The organism is Hymenobacter sp. B1770 (genome assembly GCF_049896385.1).
GTDB lineage: Bacteria > Bacteroidota > Bacteroidia > Cytophagales > Hymenobacteraceae > Hymenobacter.
In genome coordinates, this window is the sequence record NZ_JAFCUF010000002.1 from 658,419 (window position 1) to 671,368 (window position 12,950).

Here is a 12,950-nt window from a genome sequence, read left to right on the forward strand (position 1 = left end):
ACTCAGGGACGGGGTGCAAACCGAAAGTCTTTGGCCAGCATTGCCCGCAGCTGCCGGTCTAGCACCAAGGCATCGAGGGGCTCGACCTCTTTAGGCCATGCGCGTTTATAGTACAGAATGCTGCGGTTTTCGCAGTCGTATACCAACAGAGCAATACCAGAATTGGCTTTTATGGGTACGGGCGAATACAGGCCCAGGGTAAGGATTCCCACCCCCACGGCTTTGGCCACTTGGTTGCCGTAGTTGCCCCCGACGCGAGTGAAGCCCTCAGTGGTGGTGAGCAAGGCATAGCGCGAGCCTTGCTGTTTGAGCAGCGAATCCAGGGTGGGCAGGTGATAAGAAGTAATAAACCGTTGCTGCTCGACCACGTCGAGGGTGCGATACAGTTGCTGAACAAGGCGCTGATACGTCAGCGAATCGGGCAAAGTCAACTCGCCGGTCAAGTGCAGCTCATTGCGGTACCGAAGAAGCGTTTCTCGCATCAGGCTCTGTCCTTGGAGGGAGAGCGCGGGATTGTAGTAGCCTTTATTGCCGCGCTCGATGATGCCAATCATAGCAACAGGAGGGACCATAAGCATACTTGGCGCCGAGGCAGGCTTAAAATCCCGGGCCACAAACCCGGAGGTCATGCAGGAAGTCAGGCTTGTACATAAGCAAACAAGCAGCAGGTAGAGGCGCATGGGTAAGCAAATAAATAACGGCTGCTAAGGTAACCGCCCAGCTTTTATTGCTCTTGGCGGCCTTCAGCCGAGCGCTCTGCAAACGGCCACCGCCCCAGCCGCCGGCTCCAGAGCAGGAACACGCCCACGCCCAGCACAATAACGGTGAGACCCGAGAGCATAAACTTGGCGCCGGTGCTGTAGAAAATCAGCAGCCATACTATGATGGCAATAATCACCGGCAGCGGGTACAGTGGCATCTTAAACGGCAGCGCGGCCGTGCCATTTCGACGCCGTAGCAGCATTAGGCCCACGGCCTGGCCCACAAACTGCACGAGGATGCGCATGGCCAGAATGGCCGTAATCACCTCGCCCAACCGGAACAGCAAGCTGAACACAAAGCCAGTGCCGCCAAGAATTAGCAGCGAGATGTGCGGGAAGTTTTTGGTGGGGTGCAGGCGACCGAAAATAGACAGAAACTCGCCATCGGCCGCCGCGGCGTAGGGAATGCGCGAGTAGCCCAGCAGCACCGCAAACAGCGAGGCAAACGCCACCAGCAGCACCAGCGCGGTGGCCGCCTGAGCGGCCGCAGGCCCGTACAGCCGCTCCACAAAAATGCTGACAATGAACTGCGACTTGTCGGCGATGGCGCCCGCGCCGCCGGCCTGCCAGCTCTGCACTTCCTGCCAGGGAATGACCGTGCCCACGCTCCAGTTCATGAGCAGGTACAGGGCCATGATACCCAGGATGCTGAAGAAAATGCTGCGCGGAATTACGCGCTGGGGGTTTTGGATTTCGCCGCCCAGGTGGCACACGTTGTAGTAGCCCAGGTAGGAATAGATGGTTTTGATGGCGGCCTGGCCCATGGCCGCTGAGAGCAGCACGCCGGGCAGGGCCGACACGCCGCCGCTGGGCAGCCAGGCCACTTCGTGGTTGGCGTGGGTGAGGCCGCCGAAAATCAGCCAGCCCATGAGGCCCAGCACGCCCACCCAGAGGGCCACGCCCAGCCGGCCAATGTCCTCGATGCGGCGATAGAGCAGAACGATAAGCAGCAAAACCACGGCGCCACTCACCATTTTAGGCTGCCACCACTCCGTCATGGGCACGAGGTAGCCGAAGTATTGGGCAAAGCCGATGGCGCCCGAGGCCAACACCAGCGGCGACTGCACCAGCGTTTGCCACACGTAGAGAAACGACATCAGCCGGCCCCACTTCTGTTCGCCGTAGGCCAGTTTGAGGAAGCGGTAGGAGCCGCCGGCTTCGGGGTAAGCTGCGCCCAGCTCGCTCCAAATCAGGCCATCGACCAGAGCCAGGCCAGCGCCCACCAGCCAAGCCAGCAAGAAGTTTGGCCCCATAAACCCCATCACGAGCGGCAGGGTGACGAATGGGCCAATGCCCACCATGTCAATCATATTTAAAGCCGTGGCTTGAACGATGCCGAGGCGGCGCTGCAAAGTGGGTTGAGACATGGGCGCGAAGGTAGAGCGAGGACCCCGAAGCTCCGCCTGAGCCAGCCGAAGCGCATCGTTGTTCTGCACCGCGGCCGAGCTTCGGGGTCCTCGCTCTACCTTCGCACCTTTACTTGCGTAAGGTCCGGTATGTGTTCACTACGTCTTCCTCCCGGCTTGCTATTCATGGGACAATCGGGGCTGACATCGCATTGCTACCAGCAAATTTGTGGCGGCGTTCTTCACTGGCAGCTCTGCCATGCTCTCGGAAAGCATTCACTCCTTGGTCGATAGCAGCAACGGCGTTCTCATTCTGCACGGTGTGAAGCAGGCCGCAAAGCCAAATCCACTCGTAAATTTCTAGCGCTCATTCACTAAGCTCGTCCTTAACGAAGGCGGCTACTTTTCGGTATTGGTGAACTTCGCCCCGTTGCTTCGCTCTTCCCTTACTTTATCTTATGGCTGTAACTTCTGACAACCCTTTTCGCTCATTTTGGATGGGCGGTTTCGAATGCACCGACCAGCTCAACGCCTTCGGCAACCGCGTTGATTTTCTGCCCCTGACCGGGCACTTGCAGCTCATCGATGAAGACTACGCGGCCTTGGACCAGTTCCAGGTGCGCACCGTGCGCGAGGGAATTCGTTGGGCTCACATTGAAAAAATCCCTTATCAGTATGATTTCAGCACGGTAAAAACCATGCTGGCGGCCGGGCAGCGGCACGGCATTCAACAGGTGTGGGACCTGTGCCACTTTGGCTACCCCGACGACCTGACGCCCCTGCACCCCATGTTTGCGCGGCGCTTTGCCGCTTTGTGCCGGGCTTTTGTAGACTTTTATCGCAGCGAGCGTCCCGAGGGCGAGCTCATCGTGACGCCTATCAACGAAGTCAGCTTCATTTCCTGGCTGGGCGGCGATGCTCGCGGCACCTCTCCCTACTGCCACCACCAAGGCTGGGACGTGAAATACGGGCTGATGCGTGCCTACATCGAAGGCAGTTATGCGCTGCGCGAAGCCGACCCCACCATTCGCTTTCTCACCACGGAGCCGCTGGTTAACATTGTGCCGCCGCCCAACCCCTGGCCCCAGCACCGCCGCGAGGCCAAAGACTCGCACCGCAACCAGTTTCAGGCTACGGATATGCTCTGCGGCAAGATGTGCCCGGAGTTGGGCGGCTCCCAGGAGTTGCTCGACATCGTGGGATTCAATTACTATTACGACAACCAGTGGCAGTTGTACCCTTACCGCAAGCTGGGCTGGAACGACGTAGTGATGGACCCCAGCTGGCGGCCCCTGCGCGAGCTGCTGCGCGCCGCCTACAAGCGCTACAAACGGCCCTTCGCCATTACCGAAACCAGCCACCCGGGCATAGACCGCCCGCTGTGGTGGCGCATGATTGGGCAGGAGTGTGCCGCGGTAATCAACGAAGGCCTGCCGCTGTGGGGCGCGTGCATCTATCCCATCATCGACCGGCCCGACTGGGACCACCTCGACCAGTGGCACCAATCCGGTCTTTGGGATGCCGACCTCAGCCAGCCCGGCCCGGCCCGTGTGCTGCACCAGCCCAGCGCCGAGGCCCTGCGCCAAGCCCAAGCAGTGGTGGCGGCAGCGGTGCCGCCCCGCCGCCGGCAGGGTGTTAAAATCAGTACGGTGCAGCCCCTCGTATCGCAGGCGGTGCCTAATTTTAAGCTATGATTGCCATGGCTTACCTCGACTCCCCCCTAGGACTGGTCTCGCTTACCGGTTCCGATGCGGGCCTGAGCGCTGTGAGCTTCCACAACACCGAGGGAAACACGGCTACACCGTTTGCAGCCGTGCCGGCTTGCTTGCAGGAGGGCCACCGCCAGTTGAAGGCCTACTTCGGCCGCGAGCTACGCGACTTCTGCTTGAGCTACGCACCAGATTCTGGCACCGACTTTCAACGCCAGGTCTGGACAGCGTTGGGCAACGTCGGCTACGGCCGCACCGCGTCTTACATGGACGTAGCCAAGCTTCTGAACAACCCCAAATCGGTGCGGGCGGTGGGCGCTGCTAATGGGCAAAATCCGCTGGCCATTGTATGGCCCTGCCACCGCATTATTGGCGCCGATGGCAGCCTTACGGGCTACGCCGGCGGCATGTACCGCAAGAAGTGGCTGCTGGAATTTGAGCAGCCCGCTCGGCAGGGCGGGCTGTTTGGGTAAGCTTACGCCCCCACCATTTTCAGCAGGCCTTTGTAAATAATGTTGTGCTGCCAGTAGAGCTGTAGCACCATGGGAATGTGGTGCCGCCCGGGGATGACAGTATAGAGCGCCGGCTGCCCAATGGCCTTGAGCCGGTCGCGGAAGCGCCCTGAGCTACTACTGATGCTGGGATACGTTTCGCCACCGATGAAGAACAGGAAAGGAGGAATACCAGGTCGGATTTTGTAGATGGGCGACTGCGCCTTCCACACAGCCGGGTCTTTACCGAAGGGCACGAGGTATTGCTGGTCGCCCTCGTACTTCATTTCCTTGAGGTAGCTATACATATCAAGCCCCGCCGGGTCGTCCATGATGGCGCCACGCACGGGGTTTTGGGGCAGGCCGTGACGCGCTAGCAAGTCGTCGTCGGTGGCGAGCAGGGCCGCTAGGGCGCCCCCCGCCGAGTGGCCCATCACGAAGACCCGGGCCGGGTCTCCCTGGTACTGGGCGATGTGCTGCACGGTCCAGGCCAGAGCACGGGCGCAGTCGGCGGCTTGCTCGGGCACCTGCACGGCGGGCGCGAGGCGGTAGTTGATAATGACGGCCACCACCCCTTGTTTGGCCAAGCGGCGCCCGATGAAGGTGTAGATGTTCTTGCTGCCGCTCGTCCAGCTGCCGCCGTGGATGAACAGCACCACGGGGTAACCGGCGGCATTGGCCGGGGCCTTCCTAGGCGAATACACGTCCAGAATGTGCCGCCCTTTGTCGAACCCGGCCGTCGAGGCAGATAGATAGGCCAGGTCTTTGATTCGGCGGCTGGGCCGGGCCGCTACGTATTCGGTGGCCAGCACAACTACCACCACTGCCAGCAACAGGGCCACGGGCATCAACAACAGAAAACGACGCATACAATCAACATTCATGAAAAGCCTCCGCCGGCCACTGGCGGGGTAGCCCACCTACGCCCTGGCGCGGGCTGCAGTTTGCGGCGGGCGCCGCTCATGGGTGCCAAATGCCCGTGCCGCTCTTGGCTTTATCTTTGCCAGCAACTTTACCCGGTACTTTTTAAAAGGATTGGGTTCACTCATTATTTATTTCATTGCCGTGTTGATTTCTGCTTTTTTCAAAACTGTTTCGCAGTCGCTGGCTGCGGCGATGCTCCTTGGGCTGCTTGTAGCTGCGCCTGCGCAGGCCCAGCGGAAGGGCCGCACCAGCTCGAACGCCGCCGCTGGTGCCCCCCAAGTGGCACGGCTACAACCCCTGTTTGGCGGCCTTAGCCCGGCCCAGGCGACTCAGATAATTGGCGAAGCCCAGCTAAAAGCCATTGCCTCTAGCTTTCCTTCCACTGCCGAGGCCAGTGCCTTTTTCGCCACGAAAGGCTACGAGTACCTAAGCGAAAACCAGCCCGATACGGCTGCCTACCGCTTCAACCTTGCCTGGCTTCTCAACCCCCAAAATGCTGACGCATTTCGGGGGTTGGGCATTCTAGCCAGCGCGCAGCCCACCCCCGACAACGCCATCGACCTTCTGACCAAGGGCTTAGCCCTGTCCCCGAGCAGCACGCTGATGATGAGCGACTTAGGCACCAGCCACCTCATCCGCTATGGCCAGACCAAGAAGAAGAAGGACCTTGCCACGGGCATGAATCTGCTGCAGCGGGTCACAACCCTCGACCCCAACAACGTTGTGGCCTGGCAGCAGCTGGCCCGCGGCCTATACTACCAGGAAAAGTACACCGAGGCGTGGGAGGCCATTCACAAAGTTCAGACCCTCAACGTTAGCAGCCTCGATTTCGACCTTATAAGTGACTTGCTGGCCAAGCAGCCAGACCCGCAGGGGACTTACAAATAAGGCCAGTGGATAAACAGGTTTCGGCGGTTTGCCCGTTAAGTCCCGTATAAGCGGACTTCATGCGCGGCGCTCTGGCTGAGCCTGCTCGAAACAGGGGCCCATTTTCGCGGCCAACCAGCTCAGCCAACGCGGCTTTTTTCATCTTTAAACCGTTACTATGCAGCTTCGTGCATTGATTTTTGGACTCGTTGCCGCTGGCATTTTTGGAAGCCATACGGCACAGGCCCAGTACACTCGCCAGGTGCGTCACTACAACACCCAAGGCCGGCCCTACTACCGCGGCCCAATGCACGTTACCCTGGGGTTGGGCACGGCCCTCTACAACGGCGACCTGGGCAACAGCCCTTCCGACAACTTCTTTGGAGCCGCCGCGAGCATGGGCGTGCTCCAACGCCTGACTACGCGCCTGCACATTGGCAGCGAATTTTCATATGTAAAAATGGGTGCCCGGGACCAAGCCAGGGAGCGCGGCCTGGCTTTCACCAGCACCAATGGCTTGGGCACGGTCTTTTTGCGGTTCGACCTGCTCCATGACGAATCTATTTTTGCAGCCTCGCAAGCGGAGGCGCCTATTTTCCAGGTGTATGTGCAGGGCGGTGCCGGCCTGCTGCTCTACAACCCACAATCGTATGTGGGCACAGAACGGGCTTCTAAAAGCACGTCCTTTTTGTCCCCGGAGCGCAACGATTACCCGGCCCTGGCCGGCGTGTTACCAGTGGGAGCCGGCTTTCAGGTGCGCCTCACCGACCAGTTGCGCGCAGGCATCGAAGGCAACTACTACTTCACTTCTACCGACCAGCTCGACGACATCAACCTTCGCCTCGGCGGAGCCTCGCGCAACAAAGACGGGTTTGGCACGCTGATGTTGAAATTTGATTATGCCCTGGACTAGCCTGGGCCAATTGAGCCTGCTACGCTACCACTCGCGCCAACAAAAAAAGCCCGTCAGCATTGCTGACGGGCTTTTTTTGTTCTTTGCAGGCAGGTTATTGCTTCACAAAGCGCTGGTGGAACACTTTCTGCCCGTCGCTCACGCTCAGGGTGTATAGGCCCTTGGCCAAGCCGCTCACGTTGAGGGTGCCGTTGCTGTAGCTGGCGCCCAATACCCGCACGCCGCGGATATCGGTAAGCACTACGCTGGTGGCTTCGGCGTTGCCGGGCAGCACGAGGCGGATGGCCTCGGTGGCAGGGTTCGGGTACACCTCCAGGGTGCGGGCTGTTTCGTTGCTTAAAGACGTCGAAGTCAGGCTCAGGCTGTTGGAGGTTTCGCCGGTGAGGCCGGCGATGGCCGCGCCACCCGTGATGCTCACGGTGTAGTCTTCGGTTTCGCCGTAGTTGTAGCTATTGCAACTGGTGGTAGCCGAGGCGTCGCTCATCACCACACGCATCCGGGTATTGCCCGTTTTGGCCGTGGAAGGCACGGTGAAGGTGCTGCTGAGCGTTCCGCTGCTCGACGAGGAGCCTGATACCACTATTTCGCCGGCGTCGGTAAAGTCGCCGTCCTGGTTGTAGTCGATGTAGATTTTCCAGTACTCGGTGTAAGCCGTGCCCGAGAAGCCAGCCGAGAAGCTGATGGTTTGCGACGTTCCAGCGCCAATGCTGGGGGCCGCCAGGGCCGTGCCGTTGTAGTAGCCACCGTCGGCGGTTGAGGTACGAGCCAAGGTGCCCAGCTTCACGTAGTCAACCCATTCGTAAGATACGTTGGTGCCCTTTGAAGCGCAGTACGTAACGGTGGTGGTTGTGCTGTACTTGGCGCCTACGCCCACGGCAGCCCAAGCGTTGGTAACAGATTGCTCGGCCGTAGAGCCGGCGCCGTACAGGTCTTTGGCAGCCTGAATGCTGGCCGTGCGGGCGCTGGAGTAGGTGGAGGAAGACGTCAGGTACACGCTCAGGGTGCGGTAGGCAATTTTGGCAGCCGGCGTGATGCCGAGGCTGGCTACTGAGAAAGATACCCCCTTTTCGTTGGTGCCGGTTTTGCCGGCCGCAATCAGGTAGAACCAGTAGTTGAGTACGCCCGAGTTGTAGTGCACGCCGCCGTTATCACCGGTGCCCGTGTACCAGTGGTTGCCTTTGTAGTACTCCGGCTGGTTGAAGGTATTGGGGCTGCTCATCGAACGCAGGGCAGCCTGTACTTTGTCGATTTCTTCGCCAATCAGCCAGGTTGATTTTGCTTTCACGCCCGACGATGCTGCACCCAGCGTGCTCACGGCGTACGCTTCAACAGCGGCACCCCAGATGTCGGAGAAGCCTTCGTTCATGGCACCCGACTCGTTGGAATACACCAGGTTAGCAGTGCTCGAGCATACGGCGTGGCCGATTTCGTGGGCGCATACGTCCATCGAAGTCAGCGGGCGGAAGCGGGTCGCGCCATCACCATAAGTCATTACCGAGCCATTCCAGTACGCATTTTCATAACCCACACCGTCGCCGGGGGTGTCGTCGAAGTGCACGTAGCTCTTGATTTTGGCACCGGCGTTGTCGTAGGAGTTACGGGCGTGCACGTTTTTCCAGTAGTCGTAGGTAGCCTGGGCACCAAACTGAGCGTCGAACGCGGTGTTATCCATGTTCGTGTTGTTGTATTCAGTCGATGTCCAGTTGTTGTCGGCATCCACAAAGTCAACGGCAGCGGTGTAGCTGTTGCCCTTTTTGCAGTTGTAGGTTTCGATGCCGTTGCCGCGGGTCAGCTCGCGAACGTAGTAGCCGTTGGTGGTGGTGCCGTTGGCCATGGAGCGGGAGCCGCTATACGCCGTGGCAAACGTACCCGTAGCGGCGGCGTGCTTGATGATGTCGTCCTTCAACACCACCTCACCCGAACGGGCATCCACGTAAATGAAGGCGCGGCTGATGGGCTGCGCGGCGTACACGTTGAATTTCCAGGCCAGCACGAGCGGACCGGCTTCGCCCCTGGTGCGGGCGTCGCGCACAATCACCAACTCGCCCTGGGGCAGGTAGCTGGCGGCAGTGTTGTTTTCCTGGCGCTTCAGGCCGGCTTCTTCGGCGGCGTCCTGCCACATGTACTTGCGGGCGCCCACGCTGGCCAGGGCCTGGCGCAGAGCCGCCGCTTCGTTGAGCGAGGGCGTGGTATTGAGGCCGTTGATTTTCTCAAAGTCGCCGCTGATGCTTTCTACAGTGCCGCCTTTGGCGTGCACGCTGTAGCTGGCGTGCTCAACTTTCACGCCTTTGTAGTACTGGGCAAACTTCTGGTGGGTAAAGCCCAGCGGGTCGGCTTCGGTGCGCACGGTGCGCATCTGGTCATCGGCAGCAAGGCCAAGCTCCTGGCGGAGCACCGCGGCGGCTTCGGCGCCTTTGTAGTCGGCTTTGCCGGCGGCGTTAAATACCACCAGCTCGGGCTGGTTATCGGCACCAAGCACTTTGGTTTGGACACGCGCGACATCCTGCGCCTGCCCGGTGGTGGACGCCAACGTGCCGAGCATCAGCAATGCTGCGGCAGAGTATTGTTTTCTCATGTAAAGGTGGGGCTATAAGTAAGTGGGCTTGTTAAGTGAATTTGAATTCTTTGCATCAAACCTGACGCAACGTAGTCATTTTCGCGAGGTCACTTACTTAATATTGTAAATATGGTTATAAAAGCCCGAATTTTGTACGAATGGCTTTAAGCAAATTGCATTCTAACAAATTGAAACATTCCTTTAACATGAATAACAATATTGGGTCGTTTTTGCTAAGGCTTTTTGGCGTTGAGGTAATCTGCGGCCAGGGTGGCTAGCGTTTTTACGCCCAGGGTCATGCCGCTTTCGTCGATGCGGAAACCCGCGGTGTGATGGTCGGCGGTAGTGGCGGGGTCTTGGCCCTTGCGCATGCCTCCGAGAAAGAGGAACAAGCCCGGTACTTTTTCCTGGTAGTAAGCAAAGTCCTCAGCGCCGGTCACGGCCTTAATTTCGCGTACCTGTCCGGGCCCCGCTGCGGCTTGCAGGGTGGGCAGCATCTGGGTCATGAGGGCCGCGTTGTTGCTGGTTACGGGCACATACGGGTCGATGGTGACTTCCGCGGTAGCCCCAGCGCTCTCAGCAATGTTGGTGGCAATGCGCTTGATGGAGGCCCATATTTCCTTTTGCACATTGGTATTCAGAGCCCGAATCGTGCCGCTCATCTCCACATCGGGCGGGATGACGTTGTAGCGCACCCCGGCGTTGAGGGTGCCCACCGTCACCACGGCGGCGTCGTCAATCAGCTTTACCTGGCGGCTGATGATGGTTTGCAGGCCCAGAATAATCTGGGCGGCCGTCACGACAGGGTCCACGCTGTTCCAGGGGTAGGCGCCGTGGGCACCCTTACCGCTCACCTTGATGGTAAATCGGTCGGACGAGGCCATGATGCCGCCGGAGCGGTAGGTTAGATTGCCCACTTCGGTTTGGGCGTTTATGTGGAGGCCGAACACGGCATCAACTTTGGGTTTGTCGAGCACGCCTTCCTTCACCATCAGCTTGGCGCCGCCTTCCACACCGGGCAGGGAGCCCTCTTCTGCGGGCTGGAAGATGAACTTCACGGTGCCGGGCAGGTCTTTCTTTACCTGGCTCAGTACTTCGGCTGCGCCCATGAGCATGGCCACATGGGTATCGTGGCCACAGGCGTGCATCACGCCCACGGGTTGGCCCAGGTAGGTGGTTTTTACTTTGGAAGCAAAAGGCAAGTCATTGGATTCGGTAATGGGCAGGCCGTCCATGTCGGCGCGCAGGGCCACCACCGGACCGGGCTTGCCGCCCCGCAGAATGCCCACTACCCCGGTGCGGGCCACGCCGGTTTGCACTTCCAGCCCCAGCTTTTTGAGGTGGGCGGCAATGATGCCGGCGGTTCGCGTTTCCTCATTGCCCAGCTCGGGGTGCTGGTGCAGGTCGCGTCGCCAGGCTATCACCTTGCTTTCTTCCTGCGCTGCCAATTGGGCTATGCGGGCGTTGAGGGTAGGGTTTTGGGCAAAAGCAGGCCCGCAGGCCGTGGCCAGCAGCACGCTAGCGGTGAAGATAGACGAGAAGGTGCGCATCAACAAAAAAATAAGCGTTAAGGGAGCACAGCACACCATCGGTGTGTTGTCAGGCAATGTTACGCCAACGTAACCAAGCAACACGCTACTGTTGAGCCCGCGCCGTATTTTTGTGCTTTATTTTTTGGCTATCGATTTTCAGAACTCACCTATTCCGTGGCTACGCTATTAACCTCTCCCTTCCCCCAAACGGCTCCTGAAATCCGTTCTGCCCGGCCTGGCGGGCATGCCTGGCCGGCGGCGTGGGCGTGGGCGGGCTTCCGCTGGCGCCTGGGCCTAGTGCTGCTGCTGCTGCTGGGGCTGCTGCCTGTGGTGCCGCAGTTCTACCACTTCATTCAGTCGCGTCCGGGACAATTGCTGGCCGACCCCTTACTCACCCTGCTGCCCGTGCACGATGTGTCGGGGCCAACGTTTGCCCTCATCTACAGCAGCATTGCGGCCACGCTGGTCTTTTTGACGCCGCGACCCAAGCTGTTGCTGCGGGCGCTTTGGGCGTATTATTTGCTGCAGCTGCTGCGCATGCTCACGTTGTGGCTGGTGCCACTGGAGCCTCCTACTAGCTTGGTTGTCCTGCACGACCCGCTGATGGACCGCATTTTCGAAGTAACGACGCAGCCCATTGTGCGCGACTTGTTTTTCTCGGGCCACACGGCTACCATGGCCCTGCTGGTGCTAGCCGGACGTGGCCGCAAATGGCGCCGAGTTATGGTGCTAATGACCGTGGCCGTGGGCCTGTTGGTGCTGGTGCAGCGCGTGCATTACTCCTACGATGTGCTCGCGGCGCCGTTTTTTGCCTGGCTGGCCTATTGGGTAGCGGGCCGGGTGTGCAAGCCCCGGTTCTTCCGCTTCTAGCTTGCCTTCTTAGCCTTCAAGTGGCAGCATAAACAAGAAAGGGCACCCCGAGTGGGGTGTCCTTTCTTGTTTATGCTGCTGTGTTGCTCTACAAATACTTTTCGTAGATGCCTGCCGCTATTTTCTCCACAATTTTCTTCGGAACCACGCTGGTAAGCCCCGCCGACACCTTGTTAAGAAGACCAGGAATTATTTCGGCCTCGCCGGCCAGCATACCGTTTACGGCAGCTTCGGCTACGGCTTCGGCGGTCATCGACACTTTGTTGGCAGTGGCCTGCAGCTCGGCGCCCATGCCTGCCCGGTCGGCAAAGCTGGTGGTGGTGGCACCGGGGCACAGGCACGTCACGGATATTGTGCTGCCCTTCAACTCATAGCGCAGGCCCCGGCTGAAGCTCAGCAAGAATGCTTTGCTAGCGGCGTAGAGCGACAGCGACGGCACCGCTTGGTAGGCGGCTGTGCTCGCTACATTCAAAATGTAGCTTTTGGGGGCCTTGTGCAGGGCAGGAAGCAACGCGTGCGTGAGCGCCACGGGCAGGGTCATGTTGAGCTGCAGCATGTTTTGCTGCTCAGCCAGGCTAAGCTGCTCGAAGCGCCCCCACAGGCCGTAACCGGCATTGTTGGCCAAGACGGCTAACTGGTCGGTTTGCCGGGTGGCCCAGGCCGCCACGGTTTCGGCGGCACCGGCGGCGGCCAGGTCCAGGGCCAGCATGTGGGCCTGTCGCTGGTGCTTCTGCCCTATTTCGTGAACCAGTGCCAGCAGCTGGTCTTCTGAGCGAGCCACCAGCAGCAAGTCGTAGCCGCGCTGGGCCAATAGGAGGGCAAGGGCCCGGCCAATGCCGCGCGAGGCGCCGGTAACGAGAGCGTAACTCATTTATTAGTTATCAATTAACATTTAACAATCCGTTCTACAGCATTTCATCATTCAGCAAGAAGCGCGGATTAGCGCAACATCAAATGTTAAATGGAAACTATTGAATGAA

Annotated in this window: 12 protein-coding genes; 6 read left to right on the forward strand and 6 right to left on the reverse strand. The window is 59.5% G+C overall.

From position 1 onward, the window contains the following. Positions 1-2: 2 nt before the first annotated feature. Together ACP7AJ_RS06730 and ACP7AJ_RS06735 are read right to left on the reverse strand one after the other, a co-directional pair. Positions 3-572, reverse strand: coding sequence for a hypothetical protein (locus ACP7AJ_RS06730; protein WP_426059423.1), 570 nt, complete (start codon positions 570-572; stop codon positions 3-5). Between the two features lie 152 nt (positions 573-724). Next, positions 725-2,128 (reverse strand): APC family permease, encoded by a 1,404-nt coding sequence (locus ACP7AJ_RS06735; protein WP_426059424.1) that lies wholly within the window; start codon positions 2,126-2,128, stop codon positions 725-727. Between the two features lie 190 nt (positions 2,129-2,318). On the opposite strand from ACP7AJ_RS06735, the gene ACP7AJ_RS06740 reads away from it, so the two are divergent. The 3 genes from ACP7AJ_RS06740 to ACP7AJ_RS06750 all read left to right on the forward strand — a co-directional run bounded on the left by ACP7AJ_RS06740 (position 2,319) and on the right by ACP7AJ_RS06750 (position 4,289). Beyond that, a complete protein-coding gene (locus tag ACP7AJ_RS06740; RefSeq protein WP_426059461.1) occupies positions 2,319-2,471 on the forward strand; it encodes a cation transporter in 153 nt (50 codons plus the stop codon). 94 nt (positions 2,472-2,565) lie between these two features. Then, positions 2,566-3,801, forward strand: coding sequence for an amine oxidase (locus ACP7AJ_RS06745; RefSeq protein ID WP_426059425.1), 1,236 nt, complete (start codon positions 2,566-2,568; stop codon positions 3,799-3,801). Beyond that, a complete protein-coding gene (locus tag ACP7AJ_RS06750) occupies positions 3,798-4,289 on the forward strand; it encodes a methylated-DNA--[protein]-cysteine S-methyltransferase (protein ID WP_426059426.1) in 492 nt (163 codons plus the stop codon). Before ACP7AJ_RS06745 ends, ACP7AJ_RS06750 begins: the two co-directional genes overlap by 4 nt. Before the next feature lie 2 nt (positions 4,290-4,291). Here the strand turns inward: ACP7AJ_RS06750 and ACP7AJ_RS06755 are convergent, their stop codons facing one another. Further along, positions 4,292-5,176: an alpha/beta hydrolase gene (locus ACP7AJ_RS06755; protein ID WP_426059427.1), complete on the reverse strand. Its 885-nt coding sequence runs from the start codon at positions 5,174-5,176 to the stop codon at positions 4,292-4,294. Positions 5,177-5,372: 196 nt separating this feature from the next. On the opposite strand from ACP7AJ_RS06755, the gene ACP7AJ_RS06760 reads away from it, so the two are divergent. Both ACP7AJ_RS06760 and ACP7AJ_RS06765 read left to right on the forward strand, forming a co-directional pair. Continuing rightward, on the forward strand, positions 5,373-6,119 hold the full coding sequence (locus ACP7AJ_RS06760; RefSeq protein WP_426059428.1) for a tetratricopeptide repeat protein: 747 nt from the start codon (positions 5,373-5,375) through the stop codon (positions 6,117-6,119). 157 nt (positions 6,120-6,276) lie between these two features. Next, positions 6,277-7,011, forward strand: coding sequence for a hypothetical protein (locus ACP7AJ_RS06765; protein WP_426059429.1), 735 nt, complete (start codon positions 6,277-6,279; stop codon positions 7,009-7,011). A 94-nt stretch (positions 7,012-7,105) separates the two neighbouring features. Here the strand turns inward: ACP7AJ_RS06765 and ACP7AJ_RS06770 are convergent, their stop codons facing one another. Beyond that, the gene (locus tag ACP7AJ_RS06770) at positions 7,106-9,586 is read right to left on the reverse strand and encodes a M4 family metallopeptidase (protein ID WP_426059430.1); all 2,481 of its coding nucleotides are present in this window, start codon (positions 9,584-9,586) and stop codon (positions 7,106-7,108) included. A 215-nt stretch (positions 9,587-9,801) separates the two neighbouring features. Further along, entirely contained in the window at positions 9,802-11,118 is a 1,317-nt protein-coding gene (locus tag ACP7AJ_RS06775; RefSeq protein WP_426059431.1) for an amidohydrolase, read from the reverse strand. Between the two features lie 156 nt (positions 11,119-11,274). Here ACP7AJ_RS06775 and ACP7AJ_RS06780 point away from each other — a divergent pair, with 156 nt between their 5' ends. Further along, positions 11,275-11,970, forward strand: coding sequence for a phosphatase PAP2-related protein (locus ACP7AJ_RS06780; protein ID WP_426059432.1), 696 nt, complete (start codon positions 11,275-11,277; stop codon positions 11,968-11,970). Between the two features lie 88 nt (positions 11,971-12,058). Here the strand turns inward: ACP7AJ_RS06780 and ACP7AJ_RS06785 are convergent, their stop codons facing one another. Continuing rightward, the gene (locus tag ACP7AJ_RS06785; protein WP_426059433.1) at positions 12,059-12,841 is read right to left on the reverse strand and encodes an SDR family NAD(P)-dependent oxidoreductase; all 783 of its coding nucleotides are present in this window, start codon (positions 12,839-12,841) and stop codon (positions 12,059-12,061) included. Between the last annotated feature and the right edge of the window lie 109 nt (positions 12,842-12,950).